The 16245-nt window shown below is 73.7% G+C and carries 16 protein-coding genes and 1 riboswitch; of the genes, 14 read left to right on the top strand and 2 right to left on the bottom strand.

The annotated features are described in order from the left end of the window. Positions 1–137 precede the first annotated feature (137 nt). The 6 genes from J3R08_RS12325 (at position 138) to J3R08_RS12350 (ending at position 7563) form a co-directional block, all read left to right on the top strand. Positions 138–1118: an AAA family ATPase gene (locus J3R08_RS12325; protein WP_113973136.1), complete on the top strand. Its 981-nt coding sequence runs from the start codon at positions 138–140 to the stop codon at positions 1116–1118. A 124-nt stretch (positions 1119–1242) separates the two neighbouring features. Beyond that, a complete protein-coding gene (locus J3R08_RS12330) occupies positions 1243–2475 on the top strand; it encodes a cytochrome P450 (RefSeq protein WP_245255236.1) in 1233 nt (410 codons plus the stop codon). A 42-nt stretch (positions 2476–2517) separates the two neighbouring features. Beyond that, a complete protein-coding gene (gene def / locus J3R08_RS12335; protein WP_043324943.1) occupies positions 2518–3078 on the top strand; it encodes a peptide deformylase in 561 nt (186 codons plus the stop codon). A 5-nt stretch (positions 3079–3083) separates the two neighbouring features. Beyond that, complete coding sequence (fmt, locus tag J3R08_RS12340) at positions 3084–4010, top strand: methionyl-tRNA formyltransferase (protein ID WP_209961170.1); 927 nt, start codon at positions 3084–3086, stop codon at positions 4008–4010. Beyond that, on the top strand, positions 4007–5590 hold the full coding sequence (locus J3R08_RS12345) for an RsmB/NOP family class I SAM-dependent RNA methyltransferase (RefSeq protein WP_209961172.1): 1584 nt from the start codon (positions 4007–4009) through the stop codon (positions 5588–5590). The genes fmt and J3R08_RS12345 overlap by 4 nt, the downstream gene beginning before the upstream one ends. Positions 5591–5814: 224 nt before the next feature. Continuing rightward, positions 5815–7563: a M28 family peptidase gene (locus tag J3R08_RS12350; RefSeq protein WP_209961174.1), complete on the top strand. Its 1749-nt coding sequence runs from the start codon at positions 5815–5817 to the stop codon at positions 7561–7563. Between the two features lie 43 nt (positions 7564–7606). On the opposite strand, the gene J3R08_RS12355 is transcribed toward J3R08_RS12350, so the two are convergent. Then, on the bottom strand, positions 7607–8497 hold the full coding sequence (locus tag J3R08_RS12355) for a septum formation family protein (RefSeq protein WP_043324941.1): 891 nt from the start codon (positions 8495–8497) through the stop codon (positions 7607–7609). A 76-nt stretch (positions 8498–8573) separates the two neighbouring features. Next, positions 8574–9461 carry a septum formation family protein gene (locus J3R08_RS12360; protein ID WP_209961176.1) on the bottom strand — a complete coding sequence of 296 codons (888 nt, stop codon included), beginning with the start codon at positions 9459–9461 and terminating at the stop codon, positions 8574–8576. A 261-nt stretch (positions 9462–9722) separates the two neighbouring features. Here J3R08_RS12360 and rpe point away from each other — a divergent pair, with 261 nt between their 5' ends. The 8 genes from rpe (at position 9723) to J3R08_RS12400 (ending at position 16217) form a co-directional block, all read left to right on the top strand. After that, positions 9723–10403 carry a ribulose-phosphate 3-epimerase gene (gene rpe / locus J3R08_RS12365; RefSeq protein WP_043324939.1) on the top strand — a complete coding sequence of 227 codons (681 nt, stop codon included), beginning with the start codon at positions 9723–9725 and terminating at the stop codon, positions 10401–10403. 1 nt (position 10404) lies between these two features. Further along, positions 10405–11361 (top strand): response regulator, encoded by a 957-nt coding sequence (locus J3R08_RS12370; protein WP_043324938.1) that lies wholly within the window; start codon positions 10405–10407, stop codon positions 11359–11361. Between the two features lie 73 nt (positions 11362–11434). Continuing rightward, a riboswitch (FMN riboswitch) is annotated at positions 11435–11607 on the top strand. Between the two features lie 168 nt (positions 11608–11775). Next, positions 11776–12837, top strand: a complete 1062-nt coding sequence (gene ribD / locus J3R08_RS12375) for a bifunctional diaminohydroxyphosphoribosylaminopyrimidine deaminase/5-amino-6-(5-phosphoribosylamino)uracil reductase RibD (RefSeq protein ID WP_166456321.1) — start codon at positions 11776–11778, stop codon at positions 12835–12837. A gap of 1 nt (position 12838) precedes the next feature. Beyond that, a complete protein-coding gene (locus J3R08_RS12380; protein ID WP_064448497.1) occupies positions 12839–13450 on the top strand; it encodes a riboflavin synthase in 612 nt (203 codons plus the stop codon). After that, complete coding sequence (gene pnuC / locus J3R08_RS12385) at positions 13450–14145, top strand: nicotinamide riboside transporter PnuC (RefSeq protein WP_030502479.1); 696 nt, start codon at positions 13450–13452, stop codon at positions 14143–14145. The genes J3R08_RS12380 and pnuC overlap by 1 nt, the downstream gene beginning before the upstream one ends. Further along, complete coding sequence (locus J3R08_RS12390; RefSeq protein WP_069087684.1) at positions 14142–15407, top strand: bifunctional 3,4-dihydroxy-2-butanone-4-phosphate synthase/GTP cyclohydrolase II; 1266 nt, start codon at positions 14142–14144, stop codon at positions 15405–15407. Before pnuC ends, J3R08_RS12390 begins: the two co-directional genes overlap by 4 nt. Positions 15408–15411: 4 nt before the next feature. Next, entirely contained in the window at positions 15412–15909 is a 498-nt protein-coding gene (gene ribH / locus J3R08_RS12395) for a 6,7-dimethyl-8-ribityllumazine synthase (protein WP_043324935.1), read from the top strand. Positions 15910–15935: 26 nt separating this feature from the next. Continuing rightward, entirely contained in the window at positions 15936–16217 is a 282-nt protein-coding gene (locus J3R08_RS12400) for a phosphoribosyl-ATP diphosphatase (RefSeq protein ID WP_197494977.1), read from the top strand. Positions 16218–16245: the final 28 nt, after the last annotated feature.

The following is a 16245-nucleotide window of genomic DNA, read 5'->3' on the forward strand; positions in this document are numbered from 1 at the left end:
TAGCGGGCGGTGATAGCATCGCCCGTCATGCCCAGCCGCGCGGTTTCCCCGCGCGGGACGCGGCGCGGCGGGTGCCAGAGCACGTCGGGCCGACACTCGATGTCGTCAGTCAGCCGGTGAGCAGGGGTGGACCAGTCGTGACCGTTCGTCAGTCGATCGTCTTCAACGGTGACCTCGGCAGTGGCAAGAGCACCGTGTCCGTCGAGATCGCCAAGCGGCTGGGGCTGCGCCGGGTCAGCGTCGGCGACCTCTACCGCCAGATGGCCCAGGAGCGGCAGATGACCGCTCTGCAGCTCAACCTGCACGCCGAGCTGGACCAGGCGGTCGACGGCTACGTCGACCAGCTCCAGCGCGACATCGCCGCCTCCGGCGAGTCGCTGGTCATGGACTCCCGCCTGGCCTGGCACTTCTTCACCGACGCGCTCAAGGTGCACATGATCACCGAGCCGACCGAGGCGGCCCGGCGCGTGCTGGCCCGCCCGTCCGGCCCGGCCGAGAGCTACACCTCGCTGGAGGAGGCGCGGACCAAGCTGCGCGAGCGCAGCGAGAGCGAGCGGGGCCGGTTCATCGTCCGCTACGGCGTCGACAAGGCCCGCCTGCGCAACTACGACCTGATCTGCGACACCACCCGGGCCAACCCGGAGCAGGTCATCCAGCACGTCATCGACGTCTACGAGGGCCGCCTCGGCGCGGACGTGCTGCGCGCCGGTCAGCCGCTGCTGCTGCTCGACCCGACCCGGGTCTACCCCACCGAGGACGTGTCCGCGCTGCGGGGCCTGTGGGACGCCGACCTCGCCGCCGAGCTGGCCGAGAGCGGCGAGGAGCCGGAGCCGCTGAGCATCGGCTACACCGGCGAGTACTTCTTCGTCGTCGACGGGCACCGGCGGCTCAGCTCGGCGGTGCGCGCCGGCCTGCCGATGGTCCCCGCCCGGCTGGTCGCCGAGGTGGACGAGCCGGTGGTCGGCGGGATGAGCGCCGTCGACTTCTTCACCACGCAGGCCCGGCCGGGGCTGATCCACGACTGGGAGGACGCCCACGGCATCACGCTGCCGCTGCCCGAGCACGCGCTGCTCGACGGCGGCCCGGTGCTGGCCGGGGAGCCGGGCGCGGGCGCCTGACCGCGGTGGATACCGCCGTCTCGCCGTGACGGGTTGACCACCCTCGGGCGGCGCGGAGCATGATGGGGGTCTCCGACGCCTGGGGAGGCGGACCGTGGATCCTGCCGACGTGCTCGCGCTGCTGATGTCCCCCGAGGGTCGTGTCGACCCCTACCCGACGTACGAGCTGCTGCGCGCACACGGCCCGGTGGTCCAGGCCGGCCCGGTCTTCTTCGTGGTCACCGGGTACGCCGAGGCCGACGCGATCCTGCGCGACGCCCGGTTCGGGGTGCTGGACGACGCGCTGCGCGACCAGTTCATGCCCGGCTGGCGGCAGAGCCCGGCGATTCTGTCGATCTCCCGGTCGATGCTGCGCACCAACCCGCCCGACCACAGCCGGATGCGGCGGCTGGCGGCGGGCGCGTTCACCCCGCGCCGGATCGCCGCCATGCACGACGTGGTGCGGGCGCAGGCCGACGAGCTGGTCGACGCGATGCTCGCCGCCGAGGGGCCGGTCGACTTCATGGCCGGGTTCGCGTACCCGCTGCCGGTCGGGGTGATCTGCGCGCTGCTCGGCGTGCCGGCGGCGGACCGGCCGTTGTTCCGGCGCTGGGCCACCGACCTGACCGGCGTGCTGGAACCGGAGATCACCGAAGAGGAGCTGGCGGTCGCCGACCGGGGCGCGAGCGAGTTGCGCGCCTACTTCACCGAGCTGGTGTCGGCGCGCCGCCGGGCGCCGGCCGACGACCTGACCAGCGCGCTGGTGCAGGCGCACGACGGCGGTGACCGGCTCTCCGGCGACGAGTTGCTGGCCAACCTGATCGTGCTGCTGGTGGCCGGCTTCGAGACCACCACCAACCTGCTCGGCAACGGCCTGGTGGCGCTGCTGGAGCACCCGCGCGCGGCGGCGACGCTGGCCGAGCACCCGGAGTTCGCCCCCGGGTACGTCGACGAGCTGCTGCGCTACGACTCGCCGGTGCAGCTCACGTCCCGGATGAGCACCGCGCCGGCCCGGTACGGCGACGTCGACCTGCCGCCGGAGAGCTGGGTGATCGTGATGCTCGGCGCGGCCAACCGTGATCCGCGCCGCTATCCGGAGCCGGCGCGCTTCGACCCGTGGCGTCCGCAGGTCCACCCGCTGTCCTTCGGCGCCGGGCCGCACTACTGCCTCGGCGCGGCGCTGGCCCGGCTGGAGGCGCAGGTGGCGTTCCCGCTGCTGCTGCGCCGGCTGCCCGGCCTCGCCGTGGCGGGCCGGCCCGAGCGGCGCGTCCGGCTCACGCTTCGTGGTCACGCCACGCTGCCGGTGCGCGTCGGCCGGGAGGCGTCCCCGGTCACCGTTCCCGGTACGCCACCCGGGGCGGCCGGGCCGACTCCGTAGACTGGACGCGCATCGTTCGACCCAGACAAGGAGCCACGCCGAGTGACCGTCCAGCCCATCCGTCTGTTCGGCGATCCGGTGCTGCGCACGCCGGCCGACCCGGTCGTCGACTTCGACGCCGAGCTGCGCAAGCTGATCGCCGACCTGACCGACACGATGCGCGAGCAGAGCGGCGCCGGCCTCGCCGCGCCGCAGCTCGGGGTGGGCCTGCGGGTGTTCACCTTCGACGTCGACGACGTCCTCGGCCACCTGGTCAACCCGGTGCTGGAGTTCCCCGACGAAGAGGAGCAGGACGGCCCGGAGGGCTGCCTGTCCATCCCCGGGCTCTACTTCGACACCAAGCGCCGGCAGAACGTGATCGCCAAGGGCTTCAACGGCTACGGCGACCCGTTGCAGATCGTCGGCACCGGCCTGATGGCCCGCTGCGTGCAGCACGAGACCGACCATCTCGACGGCGTGCTCTTCGTCGACCGGCTCGACCCGGCCGGCCGCAAGGAGGCCATGAAGGCGATCCGGCAGGCCGAGTGGTACGACCAGGCCGCCCCGCCCACGGTCAAGCTCAGCCCGCACGCCGCCGGCAACCCGTTCGGCCTGGGGCGGTGACCCGGATGCGCCTGGTCTTCGCTGGCACGCCGGCCGTCGCGGTACCGGCCCTGGACGCGATCGCCGCCTCCGGGCACGAGCTGCTCGCCGTGGTCACCCGCCCCGACGCCCCGGCCGGGCGCGGCCGGGGGCTGGTCCGCTCGCCCGTCGGGGCGTGGGCCGACGCGCACGGCGTCGAGGTGCTCACCCCGGCCCGCCCGCGCGAGCCGGAGTTCCTCGACCGGCTGCGCGAGCTGGCGCCGGACTGCGTACCGGTGGTCGCCTACGGCGCGCTGGTGCCGCCGGTGGCGCTGGAGATCCCCCGGCACGGCTGGATCAACCTGCACTTCTCGCTGCTGCCCGCCTGGCGCGGCGCCGCGCCGGTGCAGCACGCCGTGCTGCACGGCGACGAGGTGACCGGGGCCAGCGTCTTCGAGCTGGAGGAGGGGCTGGACACCGGCCCGGTCTACGGCACGGTCACCGACGAGATCCGCCCCGCCGACACCTCCGGCGACCTGCTGGAGCGGCTCGCGCACTCCGGCGCCGGGCTGCTGGTCGCGGTGCTCGACGCGATCGGCGCCGGCACCGCCCGCGCCGTGCCGCAGCCGGTCGACGGCGTCTCGCTCGCACCGAAGCTGACGGTCGAGGACGCCCGGGTCCGCTGGGGCGACCCCGCGTTCGCGGTGGACCGGCGCGTCCGCGCCTGCACTCCCGCGCCCGGCCCGTGGACGACGTTCCGCGACGACCGGGTCAAGCTCGGTCCGGTCACGCCGGTGGCCGACGGCCCGGAGCTGAAGCCGGGGGAGCTGCACGTGGCGAAGTCCGGTGTGCTCGTCGGCACCGCCACCACGCCGGTGCGCCTCGGCGAGGTGCGCGCCGCAGGCAAGAAGGCCATGCCCGCCGGCGACTGGGCGCGCGGCGCCCGGGTCACCGCCGGCGAGGTGTTCGCGTGACGGGGCCGTCGCGTCCGGACCGGCCCGTCGAGGGCGAGCGTCAGCGGGGGTACGGCGACCGCCAGCGCGCCGGTGACCGGCCTGGTGGCGAGCGTCAGCGCGGCGACGAGCGGTTCGGCGACCGGCAGCGTTCCGACCGGCAGCGCTCCGAGCGGCCCGGCGGCGACCGGCGCGGCGGGGACCGGTTCGGTGGCGACCGACGGGGCGGGCGTCCCGTCCGTCCGGCCGTGGACCTGCCCCGGCAGGTCGCCTACGAGGCGATCGCGGCGGTGCACCGCGACGACGCGTACGCCAACCTGGTGCTCCCGGCGATGCTGCGCGAGGCGGGGCTGACCGGCCGGGACGCCGCGTTCGCCACCGAGCTGACCTACGGCACGCTGCGGCACACCGGCACGCTCGACGCGATCGTGACCGACGCGGCCGGGCGGGACGTGCAGCGCATCGACCCGCCGGTGCGCGACGCGCTGCGGCTCGGGGCGTACCAGATCCTGCACATGCGGGTGCCCGCGCACGCCGCGGTGTCGTCCACCGTGGACCTGGTCCGGTCGGTGGGGCCGGGCGCGACCGGGTTCGCCAACGCGGTGCTGCGGGAGATCACCAGCCGGGACGCCGACGCCTGGGTGGCCAAGCTCGCCCCGGCGCAGGAGACCGACCCGGTCGGGCACCTCGCGCTGGCGTACAGCCATCCGCAGTGGATCGTGCGGTCGTTCGCCGAGGCGCTCGGCGGCGACATGGGCGAGACGACCCGGCTGCTCATCGAGGACAACGAGCGCCCGCCGGTGCACCTGTGCGCCCGGCCGGGCCTGGCCGACCCGGTGGCGCTGGCCGACGAGGTGGGCGGCGCGCCCGGCGCGTTCTCGCCGTACGCGGTCTATCTGCCCGGCGGCGCGCCGGGCGACCTGGCGGCGGTGGCCGACGGCCGCGCGCACGTGCAGGACGAGGGCTCCCAGCTGGTGGCGGACGCGCTGGCGGCGGCGCCGCTGGACGGCCCGGACGGCCGGTGGCTGGATCTGTGCGCCGGCCCGGGCGGCAAGTCCGGTCTGCTCGGCGCGCTGGCCGCGACGCGGGGCGCGCGGCTGACGGCGGTCGAGGTGGCCGAGCACCGGGCGCGGCTGGTGGAGCAGGCCACCCGTGGGCTGCCGGTGACCGTGCTGAACACCGACGGGCGCAGCGTGGGCAGCGACCCGAAGCTGCCGGAGGGGCACTTCGACCGGGTGCTCGTCGACGCGCCGTGCACCGGGCTGGGCGCGCTGCGCCGCCGGCCGGAGGCGCGATGGCGTCGCCAGCCGTCGGACCTGCCGCCGCTGACCCGGTTGCAGCGTGAGCTGCTGACCGCCGCGTTGCGGGCGGCCCGGCCGGGTGGCCTGGTTGCGTACGTGACGTGTTCGCCGCACGTGGTGGAGACGCACGTGACGGTGACCGAGGCGGCCCGGCGCTGCGGCCTCGGCGTCGATTTCGTCGACGCGCGGCCGCTGCTGCCGGCCGGCATGCCGGGCCTGGGGGACGGCCCCACGGTGCAGCTGTGGCCGCACCGTCACGGCACCGACGCCATGTTCCTGGCGGTCCTGCGCCGGAACTGACCCACCTCTCGCAGTCGACCAAGGAGTTCGTGTCCGCCGTGCCCGGACACGAACTCCTTGCTCGTCATGCGGAGAAATGGGGAGCGATGGAGCGTGTGCGGCATCCCGGTGGGGGGAGGGGGCCGGTGGGATGTGACAGCCCGTTGACTGTCCGATCGATGCATGTAACTGTTTCGACCACCGGTCCCGGCACCCCGCCCGCCGAACCCCCACGAGGAGTCTCCATGAGACGCAGAACGCCGACCACGAGCCTCGCGCTCGCCCTCGTCGCCACCCTGACGACGGCGAGCCTGGCCGGCACCGCCTCCGCCGCGCCCGCGCCGGCCGCCGCCCCCGCCCCGGCCGTCGCCGCGCTCGCCGCGCCGGACGTCTCCCTCAGCAACATCCAGGCCCACCTCACCCAGTTCAACTCCATCGCCACCAGCAACGGCGGCAACCGGCGCGCCGGCTCGGCCGGCTACACCGCGTCGGTCAACTACGTGAAGGGCAAGCTCCAGGCGGCCGGCTACACGGTCACCGAGCAGAACTGCTCCACCTGCACCTACCCGGGCAACAACCTGATCGCCGAGTGGCCGCAGGGCCCGTCGGACCAGGTCGTCATGTTCGGCGCGCACCTGGACGGCGTGGCCGCCGGGCCGGGCATCAACGACAACGCCTCCGGCTCGTCGGTGCTGCTGGAGAACGCGCTGGTGCTGGCCGCGCAGAACCCGACCATGACCAAGCGAGTCCGGTTCGCCTGGTGGAACGGCGAGGAGCAGGGCCTGCAGGGCTCCAAGCACTACGTCAACCAGCTCAGCTCCACCCAGCGCGGCTACATCAAGGGCTACTACAACTTCGACATGGTCGGCTCGCCGAACGGCGGCTACTTCATCAACCGGATCACCTCGGCCACCGCGGCGCCGCTGAAGGCGTACTGGGACTCGTTCGGCATCTCGCCGGAGGAGAACACCGAGGGTCAGGGCCGCTCCGACGACTACTCGTTCGCCAACGCCGGCATCCAGACCTCCGGCTACGCGGCGGGCGCCAGCTACACCAAGACGTCGGCGCAGGCCGGCAAGTGGGGCGGCACCGCCGGCGCGGCGTACGACGGCTGCTACCACCGCTCCTGCGACAACACCAGCAACATCAACACGACCATCCTGAACCGGGCCGCGGACGGCGTCGCGTACACGATCTGGGCGCTCGCGGTCGGCGGCGGCACACCCGCCAACGACTTCTCCGTCTCGGTGAGCCCCACCTCCGGCAGCGTCGCCCGGGGCGGCTCCACCACCGCCACCGTCAGCACCGCCACCACCTCCGGCAGCGCGCAGACCGTGGCGCTGTCCGCCAGTGGCGCCCCGAGCGGCGTGTCGGTGAGCTTCAGCCCGTCCTCGGTCACCTCGGGCGGCTCGTCCACCATGACCGTCAGCGCCTCGTCGACGGCCACCACCGGCACGTTCACGCTCACCGTGACCGGCACCGGCTCGGCCACCCGCACCGCCAGCTACACGATCACCGTGACCGGCGGGAGCGGCGGCTGCACCGGCGGCCAGCTCATCGGCAACAGCAGCTTCGAGTCCGGCACCACGCCGTGGACGGCCAGCTCCGGCGTGATCACCAACAGCTCCAGCCAGGCGGCCCGCACCGGGTCGTACAAGGCGTGGCTGAACGGGTACGGCTCCTCGCGTACCGACACGCTGTCCCAGTCGGTCACGCTGCCGTCCGGGTGCAGCAGCTACACGTTCTCGTTCTGGCTGCACATCGACTCGGCCGAGACGACCAGCTCGACCGCGTACGACAAGCTCACCGTGCAGGTCGGCTCGACCACGCTGGCCACGTACTCGAACCTGAACAAGGCCACCGGCTACACCCAGCGCACCTTCAACCTGGCCGCGTACGCCGGGCAGACGGTCACGCTGAAGTGGACCGGGGTCGAGGACTCCTCGTTGCAGACCAGCTTCGTCGTGGACGACGTGACGCTGCAGGTCGGCTGAGCGGACACGGGCGGGGTGGGCGCCGGCCCGCCCCGCCCGTGGCTCAGGTGATCGGCAGCGCCTTGGCGCCCGCGCCCTTCACCGAGCGGGTCAGCGTCCGGTCGGAGACCCAGAGGAAGCACTGCACGCCCCGGTCGCCGTCGCGCCACTGCTCCGCGTACGGGTGGTAGATGATGGTGCCGGCCCGGTACTGCATGTTGCCGTCGTCGGGCAGCTTCGCGTACTTGGCGATCAGCCCGCGGCACGCCTTGTGCGTACGCAGCGGGGTGCGCTCGAACTCGGCGTAGCTGATGTCCGGAGCCTGGTAGACGCCGACGAACTCGGCGTGGTGCTTCGCGGTGCAGGCCACCGGCCGCATCTCCTGCACGTCGTCCTTGCTCATCTTCGGGTTGAAGCAGCCCAGCGCCAGCTTCGAGCCGGGCTTCAGCGCGCCCCGCAGGCTGCCGGTGCGCTCGGCCACGTCGCCCTGGTCCAGATCGGTCACCTCGGCGACGTCACAGCGGTACCAGCGGGCCCCGCCGGACCAGGCGAGCGCCGAGGGGAAGACCACCGACAGCCGCAGCCGCCCGGAGCGCCAGTCCCCGCCGAGGGCCTGGGTGACCTGGCGGGCGCAGTCGCCGTGCGCGGCGCGCATGCCGGCCGAGCCGGTGCGCGGCGGGGCGGAGCGCTCCGCCTCCGGGCCGCTCATCGTGCCGACGTGCAGCGTCTCGGCGCGGTGGGTGGCGGCGCAGTCGACCGGCTGGTAGCCGCTGAGGTAGCCGACGTCGGCGACGGTGGGGTGACAGGCGCCGGTGCTCGGCACGAAGCCGACCGGCGCGGCGAACGCGGGCCAGTCGTCGGTCAGGTCGCGGTCCACTCCGGCCGGCGCGGCGCAGCCGCCGAGCGCCAGCGCCGCCACCGTTGACACGGTGACCGCCACCCACAAACGCCGCATCGCGACCGACCTCCCCGTGCGTCCGGAGCCGACCGGCCCCCCGGTACGCCTCGGCGGTGCAGCATACGGCAGCCGATCAGGTCACCGGGAGCCCCTCAGGACCGGCGCCGCGCACCGATCGGTTGAGCTTGCGGTCGTCGCTCCACAGGAAACAGCGCACCCCCCGGTCGCCCTCCTCCCACTCCCGCTGCGACGGTGGGTAGTAGATGGACCCGGCCCGGTACGGCAGCTCGGCGTTGTCCGGCACCTCGGCGAACTGGGCGATCAGCGTCATGCAGCGCCGGTGCGTGGCGGGCGCGCCCTTGGTGAACTCCGCCCAGCTCATGTCGCGTTCCTCGTACACGCCGACGAACTCTGCGCGGTGCGGCTCGGTGCAGAGCACCGGGGCCATGTAGTTGAGGTTCTTGCCGATCAGCTTCGGGTCGAAGCACCTGTGCACGAGCGGGTTGTCGCCGACGAGCGCGCCGCGCAGGCTGCCGACCCGGTTGATCGGACGGGTGTTGTCGATGCTGTCGGTCTCGGCCAGGTCGCAGCGGAACCAGCGCGCGCCGGCGCCCCAGGCGGCCACAGTCGGCAGCGCGATGTTCAGCGTGAGCCGGGCGGCGTGCCAGTCCCCGCCGATCATCTCCCGGGCGCTCCGGTCGCACTCGGCGCGCGCGGTCCGCAGCGCCGGGGTGCCCGGCTCCGGGCGGTCGCCGAGCGTCTCCGGCCCGGTGAACGTGCCGACGTGCACCGTCTCGGCCAGGTGGCTGCCCGCGCAGTCGACGGTCTCGTACGTGGCGGCGGCCACCACCGTGGTGAGCCGGGGCAGGCACGCGTCTGTCGCCGGTACGAACAGCCGCGGCGCCGGCAGCGCCGCCCAGTCGTCGATCAGGTCGCCGTCGGCCCGGTGTGTCTGAGCGCAGCCGGCGAGCATCGCAGTCGCGGCGCCGGCCAGCGCGAGCACGTGGAGCCACCGTCGCATCGTCCGCCCCTTCCGGGAGAGATGGCAGCCAGTCGCCATAGGCCCGACCGGCGTCCCCCGCGCCCGGGCGTGCAGCATACGTGACCGTCCCTGTAGGAGTTTCGTCATCTTTCAATCGATCGGCTAGTCACCGACGACTATTCGTGCCGTTTTCCGCTCCGGACGGCCCGATGATGCACCACGGGTGACGGAAGGCTCACCACCTGTCGCTCCGGGAGCCGTGCCGCGACCTCCGGATCACCGCGTTCGTACACTGGCCCGGTGACCGTACCGCCGCCGATCGTCGCGCCGAGCATCCTGGCCGCCGATTTCGCCCGCCTCGCCGACGAGGTCCGTGCCGTGGAGCCCGCCGCCGACTGGCTGCACGTCGACGTCATGGACAACCACTTCGTGCCCAACCTGACCATCGGGCTGCCGGTGGTGCAGAGCCTGCGCGCCGTGACCGAGATTCCGTTCGACGTGCATCTGATGATCACCGATCCGCGCCGCTGGGCGCCCGGGTACGCCGACGCCGGGGCGTACAACGTCACGTTCCACGCCGAGGCGTGCGACGACCCGGTGGCGCTGGCCAAGGATCTGCGCTCGGCCGGGGCGAAGGCGGGCCTGGCGATCGACCGGGACACCCCGATCGAGCCGTACCTGGAGCTGCTGCCGAGCTTCGACACGCTGCTGATCATGACGATCAAGGCCGGTTTCGGCGGCCAGCGGTTCCTGCCGCAGCTGCTGGACAAGGTGCGCGCCGCCCGCCGGCACGTCGACAGCGGCCACCTGGAGCTGCGCATCGAGGTCGACGGCGGCATCGCCGCGGACACCATCGAGCAGGCCGCCGCGGCCGGGGCCGACGCGTTCGTCGCGGGCACCGCCGTCTACGGCGCCGACGATCCCGCGGAGGCGGTACGCCGCCTGCGGGGCCTGGCGGAACGTGCGATGACCGGGGCCTGAGATGGACGCGGCCGGCGAGCGCCCCGACGTCATCCTGGTCGTCGACGACGACGAGGACATCGCCCGCTTCGTCGAGTTCAACCTGCGCCTGCACGGTTTCGAGGTGCTGCACGCCAGTGACGGCCAGGAGGCGCTGGAGATCATCGAGCGGCAGCGGCCCGACCTGGCGGTGGTGGACCTGATGATGCCGCGCGTCGACGGCCTGGAGCTGACCCGGCGGCTGCGCGCCGACCCGATGACCTCCGCGCTGCCGGTGATCATGCTGACCGCCAAGGGGATGACCCAGGACAAGGTCAACGGGCTCAGCGTCGGCGCCGACGACTACCTGGTCAAGCCGTTCGACACGCTGGAGCTGGTGGCCCGGGTCAACTCCACGCTGCGGCGCAACAAGGAGTTCCGCGAGGTCTCGCCGCTGACCGGCCTGCCCGGCAACAGCCGGATCCGGCGGGAGATCAGCGACCGGGTCCGCAACGGCGTCGACTACGCCGTGGGCTACATCGACATCGACCGGTTCAAGAGCGTCAACGACCGGTACGGCTTCGTGCGCGGCGACGAGTTCATCTCGGCGCTGGCCCGCAGCCTGCACCGGGCGGTGGTGTCGATCGGGCTGCCGCCGGCGTTCCTCGGGCACGTCGGCGGCGACGACTTCGTGATCGTCTGCGCGCCCAGCCAGGTCCGGCCGCTGACCAGCCGGGCCGTTGTCGACTTCGAGAAGGCCGCGGACGCGCTCTACGACGCCACCGACCGGGAACGCGGCTTCGTCGAGCTGAAGGACCGGCGCGGCAACATCCGCCGCGCCGCGCTCGTCACGCTCTCCATCGGGGTGTCGCTGTCCGATTCCGGCAAGCGGTTCACCGACCCGCTGGAGGCCATCGCGGTGGCCTCGGAGATGAAGACGGTGGCCAAGAGCCAGCCCGGCTCGTACGTGGCGGTGGACCGCCGGCGCGGCGTCACCTGAGCGCTCCTGTGAGGTAGCTCGCCTCTGTGGCGCGCACCCGGCCGGAACGTGTAAGACTTCCCGTATACCCACCACGCGCTGGCGGGGCTCGGTGAAATTCCGAACCGGCGGTGATCCACGGTCCGACCGTGGTAAGCCCGCGACCCGGACGGCTTCGGCCGGACGGTGGACCTGGTGAGAATCCGGGGCCGACGGTTGGGGTGCGGCTCGTCCGCCCCCAGACAGTCCGGATGGGAGACAGCGCGCGGAACGGGGGAGGCCCCTGCCGGCCGCTGAGCACCCTCAGCCGCCGCGTGGGCTCCCCGGGGTCGGCGACGCCGTCCCCGGGTTCTCCGCCGCCGCGTGTCCGCGGCTTTGTGGCCGCTGCTCCCGAACCCGCCCGCGCGCGACCGGCGAGCGGGAGGACAGACGGCCATGGCGAGCGTCTCCGTCGACGAGGCGATGCGTCGTGCCATCGAACTGGCCGCGCGCGGCCTCGGCGCCACCAGCCCCAACCCGGTCGTCGGCTGCGTGCTGCTCGACACCGACGGCGAGGTCGTCGGCGAGGGCTTCCACGCCTACGCCGGCGGCCCGCACGCCGAGATCGTCGCGCTGGCCCAGGCCGGCGCCCGCGCCCGCGGCGGCACCGCTGTGGTCACCCTGGAGCCCTGCGACCACACCGGCCGCACCGGCCCCTGCAGCCACGCGCTCATCGCCGCCGGGGTGGCCCGCGTCGTGGTCGCCGTGCCCGACCCCAACCCGGTCGCCTCCGGCGGCGCGGCCACGCTGCGCGCCGCCGGGGTCCAGGTGACCCTCGGGGTACGCGCCCAGGAGGCCGAGGCCGGCAACGTCGCCTGGCTCACCTCGATGCGCCGGGGCTGGCCGTACCTGATCTGGAAGTACGCGGCCACGCTCGACGGGCGCTCGGCCGCCGCCGACGGCACCAGCATGTGGATCACCTCCGAGGCGGCCCGGATCGACGTGCACGCGCTGCGCGGCACCGTTGACGCGGTGCTCGCCGGGGTGGGCACCGTGCTCACCGACGACCCCCGGCTCACCGCCCGCAACCTGCGCGACGGAACCATGGCCATCCGGCAGCCGCTGCGGGTCGTGGTGGACAGCTCGGGGCGTACCCCGGCCGAGGCCCGGGTCCGCGACGGCGCCGCCCGCACCTGGGTGGCCACCGCCGCGGAGGTCGGCGCCGGGCCGGACGGCCGGGTCGACCTGGCGGCGCTGCTCGCGGAGCTGCACCACCGCGGCGTGCGGGCCGCGTTGCTGGAGGGCGGGCCGACGCTGGCCGGCGCGTTCCTCGCCGCCGGCCTGGTCGACAAGATCGTCGGGTACGTCGCGCCGAAGCTGCTCGGCGCCGGACCGACCGCGCTGCTCGACGCCGGCGTGAGCACCATCGCCGACGCCATCGATCTGGAGATCACCGACGTTACGCGGGTCGGTCCCGACCTGCGGATCACCGCGCTGCCCCGGAAGAGGGAGGCCTGACATGTTCACCGGCATCGTCGAGGAACTGGGCGAGATCGTCCGGAGCACCGAGACCGGCGACGACTCCGCCCTGGTCGCCATCCGTGGCCCGCTCGTCACCTCGGACGCCCGGCACGGCGACTCCATCGCGGTGAACGGCGTCTGCCTGACCGTTGTCGACGTCGACGGCGGTGTGTTCACCGCCGACGTGATGGGCGAGACGCTGCGCCGCACCGCGCTGGGGGCGCTGCGCCCCGGCGACCCGGTCAACCTGGAACGCGCCGCCGCGCTCAACAGCCGCCTCGGCGGGCACCTGGTGCAGGGCCACGTCGACGGCGTCGGCGAGATCGTCGCCCGGGAGCCGGCCGCGCAGTGGGAGACCGTCCGGTTCCGGCTGCCCGACGGGCTGGCCCGGTACGTGGTGGAGAAGGGCTCGATCACCGTCGACGGCGTGTCGCTGACCGTCGCCGAGGCGGGCGACGACTGGTTCTCGGTCGGCCTGATCCCCACCACGCTCAAGCTCACCGTGCTCGGCACGAAGCAGGTCGGCGACCCGGTCAACCTGGAGGTCGACGTGCTGGCCAAGTACGTCGAACGGCTGCTCGGCGACCGCGGCGCGGGAAGCGTGCGGTGATGGGCCCGCTCGGCTGGCTGCTCGACGCCCAGGTGCACGTGGCCGGCTCGCCGGTGCTGGTCCGGGAGATCGTCGGCAACGGCTTCGGGCTCGCCTCGGCGCTGCTCGGGCTGCGCCGGGTGGTGTGGGCCTGGCCGGTCGGCATGATCGGCAACGCGCTGCTGCTCACCGTGTTCCTCGGCGGCGTCTTCGTCACCCCGCAGGCGCACGACCTCTACGGCCAGGCCGGCCGGCAGGTCTTCTTCTTCGCCGTCAGCGTGTACGGCTGGTGGCGCTGGTCGCGCAACCGGCGTGCCGGTGGCGGGGACGAGCCGGCCGTGGTGCCGCGCTGGGCCACCTGGCCGGAGCGGCTCGGCCTGCTCGTGGCCGCCGTCGTCGGCACCGCCGCCGCGTACCCGGTGCTCGCCGCGCTGGGCTCGTGGGGGCCGCTGCCTGATGCCTGGATCCTGGTCGGCAGCCTGCTCGCCACGTACGGCATGGCCCGCGGCTGGGTCGAGTTCTGGCTGATCTGGATCGCCGTCGACGCGGTCGGCGTACCGCTGCTGCTGCGCGGCGGCTTCTACCCGTCGGCCGCCATGTACCTGGTCTACGGCGCGTTCTGCGCGGCCGGCCTGTACAGCTGGTGGCGCACCTCCCGGGCCGTCGCGACCGCGCCCGCCCCGATCCCGGCGACGTACTCGGAGGCAGTGGCATGACCACTTTCGGATCGATCGAGCAGGCGGTGGCGGACATCGCCGCCGGGCGCCCCGTGGTCGTGGTCGACGACGAGGACCGCGAGAACGAGGGCGACCTGATCTTCGCGGCCGAGCTGGCCACCCCGGAGCTGGTCGCGTTCATGGTCCGCTACACCTCCGGCTACATCTGCGTGCCGCTGACCGAGGACGAGTGCGACCGGCTGGACCTGCCGCCGATGCACCACACCAACCAGGACCGGCGCGGCACCGCGTACACCGTGACGGTGGACGCCCGGGAGGGCGTCAGCACCGGCATCTCGGCCGCCGACCGGTCGCACACCATCCGGCTGCTCGCCGACGCCGCCACCGACCCGACCGACCTGGCCCGGCCCGGCCACGTGGTGCCGCTGCGCGCCCGCGCCGGCGGGGTGCTGCGCCGACCCGGGCACACCGAGGCGGCGGTGGACCTGACCCGGATGGCCGGGCTGCGCCCGGCCGGGGTGCTGTGCGAGCTGGTGAACGACGACGGCACCATGATGCGCCTGCCGGACCTGGAGAAGTTCTGCGCCGAGCACGGCCTCACGCTGGTCACCATCGCGGACCTGATCGCCTACCGGCGGCGTACCGAGAAGCAGGTCGAGCTGGCCGCCGAGGCCCGCATGCCCACCCCGTACGGCGTGTTCAAGGCGCTCGGCTACCGCGCCGAGCACGACCCGGCCGAGCACGTCGCGCTGGTCATGGGCGACCTCGGCGACGGGCGGGAAGTGCTGGTGCGGGTGCACTCCGAGTGCCTCACCGGCGACGTGTTCGGCTCGCTGCGCTGCGACTGCGGGCCGCAGTTGCAGGCCGCGCTGGCCCGGGTCGCGGCCGAGGGCCGCGGCGTGGTCCTCTACGTGCGCGGGCACGAGGGCCGGGGCATCGGCCTGCTGCACAAGCTGCAGGCGTACCAGCTCCAGGACCAGGGCCGCGACACGGTGGACGCGAACCTCGACCTGGGCCTGCCGGCCGATGCCCGCGACTACGGCACCGGCGCGCAGATCCTCTACGACCTGGGCGTCCGCTCGATGCGGCTGCTGACGAACAACCCGGCCAAGCGGGCCGGGCTGGAGGGGTACGGGCTCACCGTGACCGGCCGGGAGGGGCTGCCCGTGCGGTCCAACCCGGAGAACGTGCGCTACCTGCGCACCAAGCGGGACCGGATGGGTCACCTGCTGGACGGACTGGACGAGGTGACCGAGGCGCCGATGGGCCGCCCGGTCGCCGGTGACGAGATCGGAGCGTAGGGCGATGGCGGGTTTCGGGGAGCCGGGCGTGAGCGCGGTGGACGCCGCCGGCATGACTGTCGGCGTGGTGGCCGCCCGCTGGCACGGCGAGCTGACCGACCACATGACCGAGCGGGCGGTGGCCGCCGCGCAGGCGTGCGGGGCGCGGGCCGTGGTGGCCCGGGTGGCAGGCTCGGTGGAGCTGCCGGTGGTGGCCCAGGCGATGGCCCGCCGCTTCGACGTGGTGGTCGCGCTCGGCGTCGTGGTACGCGGCGCGACGGCGCATTTCGACTACGTCTGCCAGTCGGTCACCGAGGGGCTGACCCGGGTGGCGCTGGACGAGGGCAAGCCGGTGGCGCACGGGGTGCTGACGGTGGACACCGTCGAGCAGGCCCGGGACCGGGCCGGGCTGCCCGGCTCGGCCGAGGACAAGGGCTGGTCGGCGACGGTGGCCGCGCTGGACGCCGCCCTCGCGATTCGCGGCCTGGACGCCCAGTCCGCCCACCGCGTCGGCTTCGCCTGACCCACCCGGCCCGTCACCAGCAGCGGCTGGAAGAATCGCCTTCCGTGAAGACGTTCGAGGAGTTGTTCGCCGAGCTGCAGGCCAAGGCCGCCGCCGGCACCCCGGGCTCGGGCACGGTCGACGCGCTCGCGAAGGGCGTGCACTTCATCGGCAAGAAGGTCGTCGAGGAGGCGGCCGAGTCGTGGATGGCCGCCGAGCACGAGGGCCCGGAGCGGGCCGCCGAGGAGATCTCCCAGCTGCTCTACCAGGCGCAGGTGCTGATGCTCGCGACCGGTCTGGAACTGAAGGACGTCTACCGACATCTGTGAGTGCCCGTCCGCTGATCATCCGATCGAA

It is taken from the genome of Micromonospora sp. HB375 (assembly GCF_017872985.1).
Lineage (GTDB): Bacteria > Actinomycetota > Actinomycetes > Mycobacteriales > Micromonosporaceae > Micromonospora > Micromonospora chalcea.

Coding starts and splice junctions, on each gene's coding strand:
- J3R08_RS12330 (WP_245255236.1), top strand. CDS start 1,243: ATGTCCCCCGAGGGTCGTGTCGACCCCTACCCGACGTACGAGCTGCTG.
- fmt (WP_209961170.1), top strand. CDS start 3,084: ATGCGCCTGGTCTTCGCTGGCACGCCGGCCGTCGCGGTACCGGCCCTG.
- J3R08_RS12350 (WP_209961174.1), top strand. CDS start 5,815: ATGAGACGCAGAACGCCGACCACGAGCCTCGCGCTCGCCCTCGTCGCC.
- J3R08_RS12355 (WP_043324941.1), bottom strand. CDS start 8,497: ATGCGGCGTTTGTGGGTGGCGGTCACCGTGTCAACGGTGGCGGCGCTG.
- J3R08_RS12360 (WP_209961176.1), bottom strand. CDS start 9,461: ATGCGACGGTGGCTCCACGTGCTCGCGCTGGCCGGCGCCGCGACTGCG.
- J3R08_RS12370 (WP_043324938.1), top strand. CDS start 10,405: ATGGACGCGGCCGGCGAGCGCCCCGACGTCATCCTGGTCGTCGACGAC.
- ribD (WP_166456321.1), top strand. CDS start 11,776: ATGGCGAGCGTCTCCGTCGACGAGGCGATGCGTCGTGCCATCGAACTG.
- J3R08_RS12380 (WP_064448497.1), top strand. CDS start 12,839: ATGTTCACCGGCATCGTCGAGGAACTGGGCGAGATCGTCCGGAGCACC.
- pnuC (WP_030502479.1), top strand. CDS start 13,450: ATGGGCCCGCTCGGCTGGCTGCTCGACGCCCAGGTGCACGTGGCCGGC.
- J3R08_RS12390 (WP_069087684.1), top strand. CDS start 14,142: ATGACCACTTTCGGATCGATCGAGCAGGCGGTGGCGGACATCGCCGCC.
- ribH (WP_043324935.1), top strand. CDS start 15,412: ATGGCGGGTTTCGGGGAGCCGGGCGTGAGCGCGGTGGACGCCGCCGGC.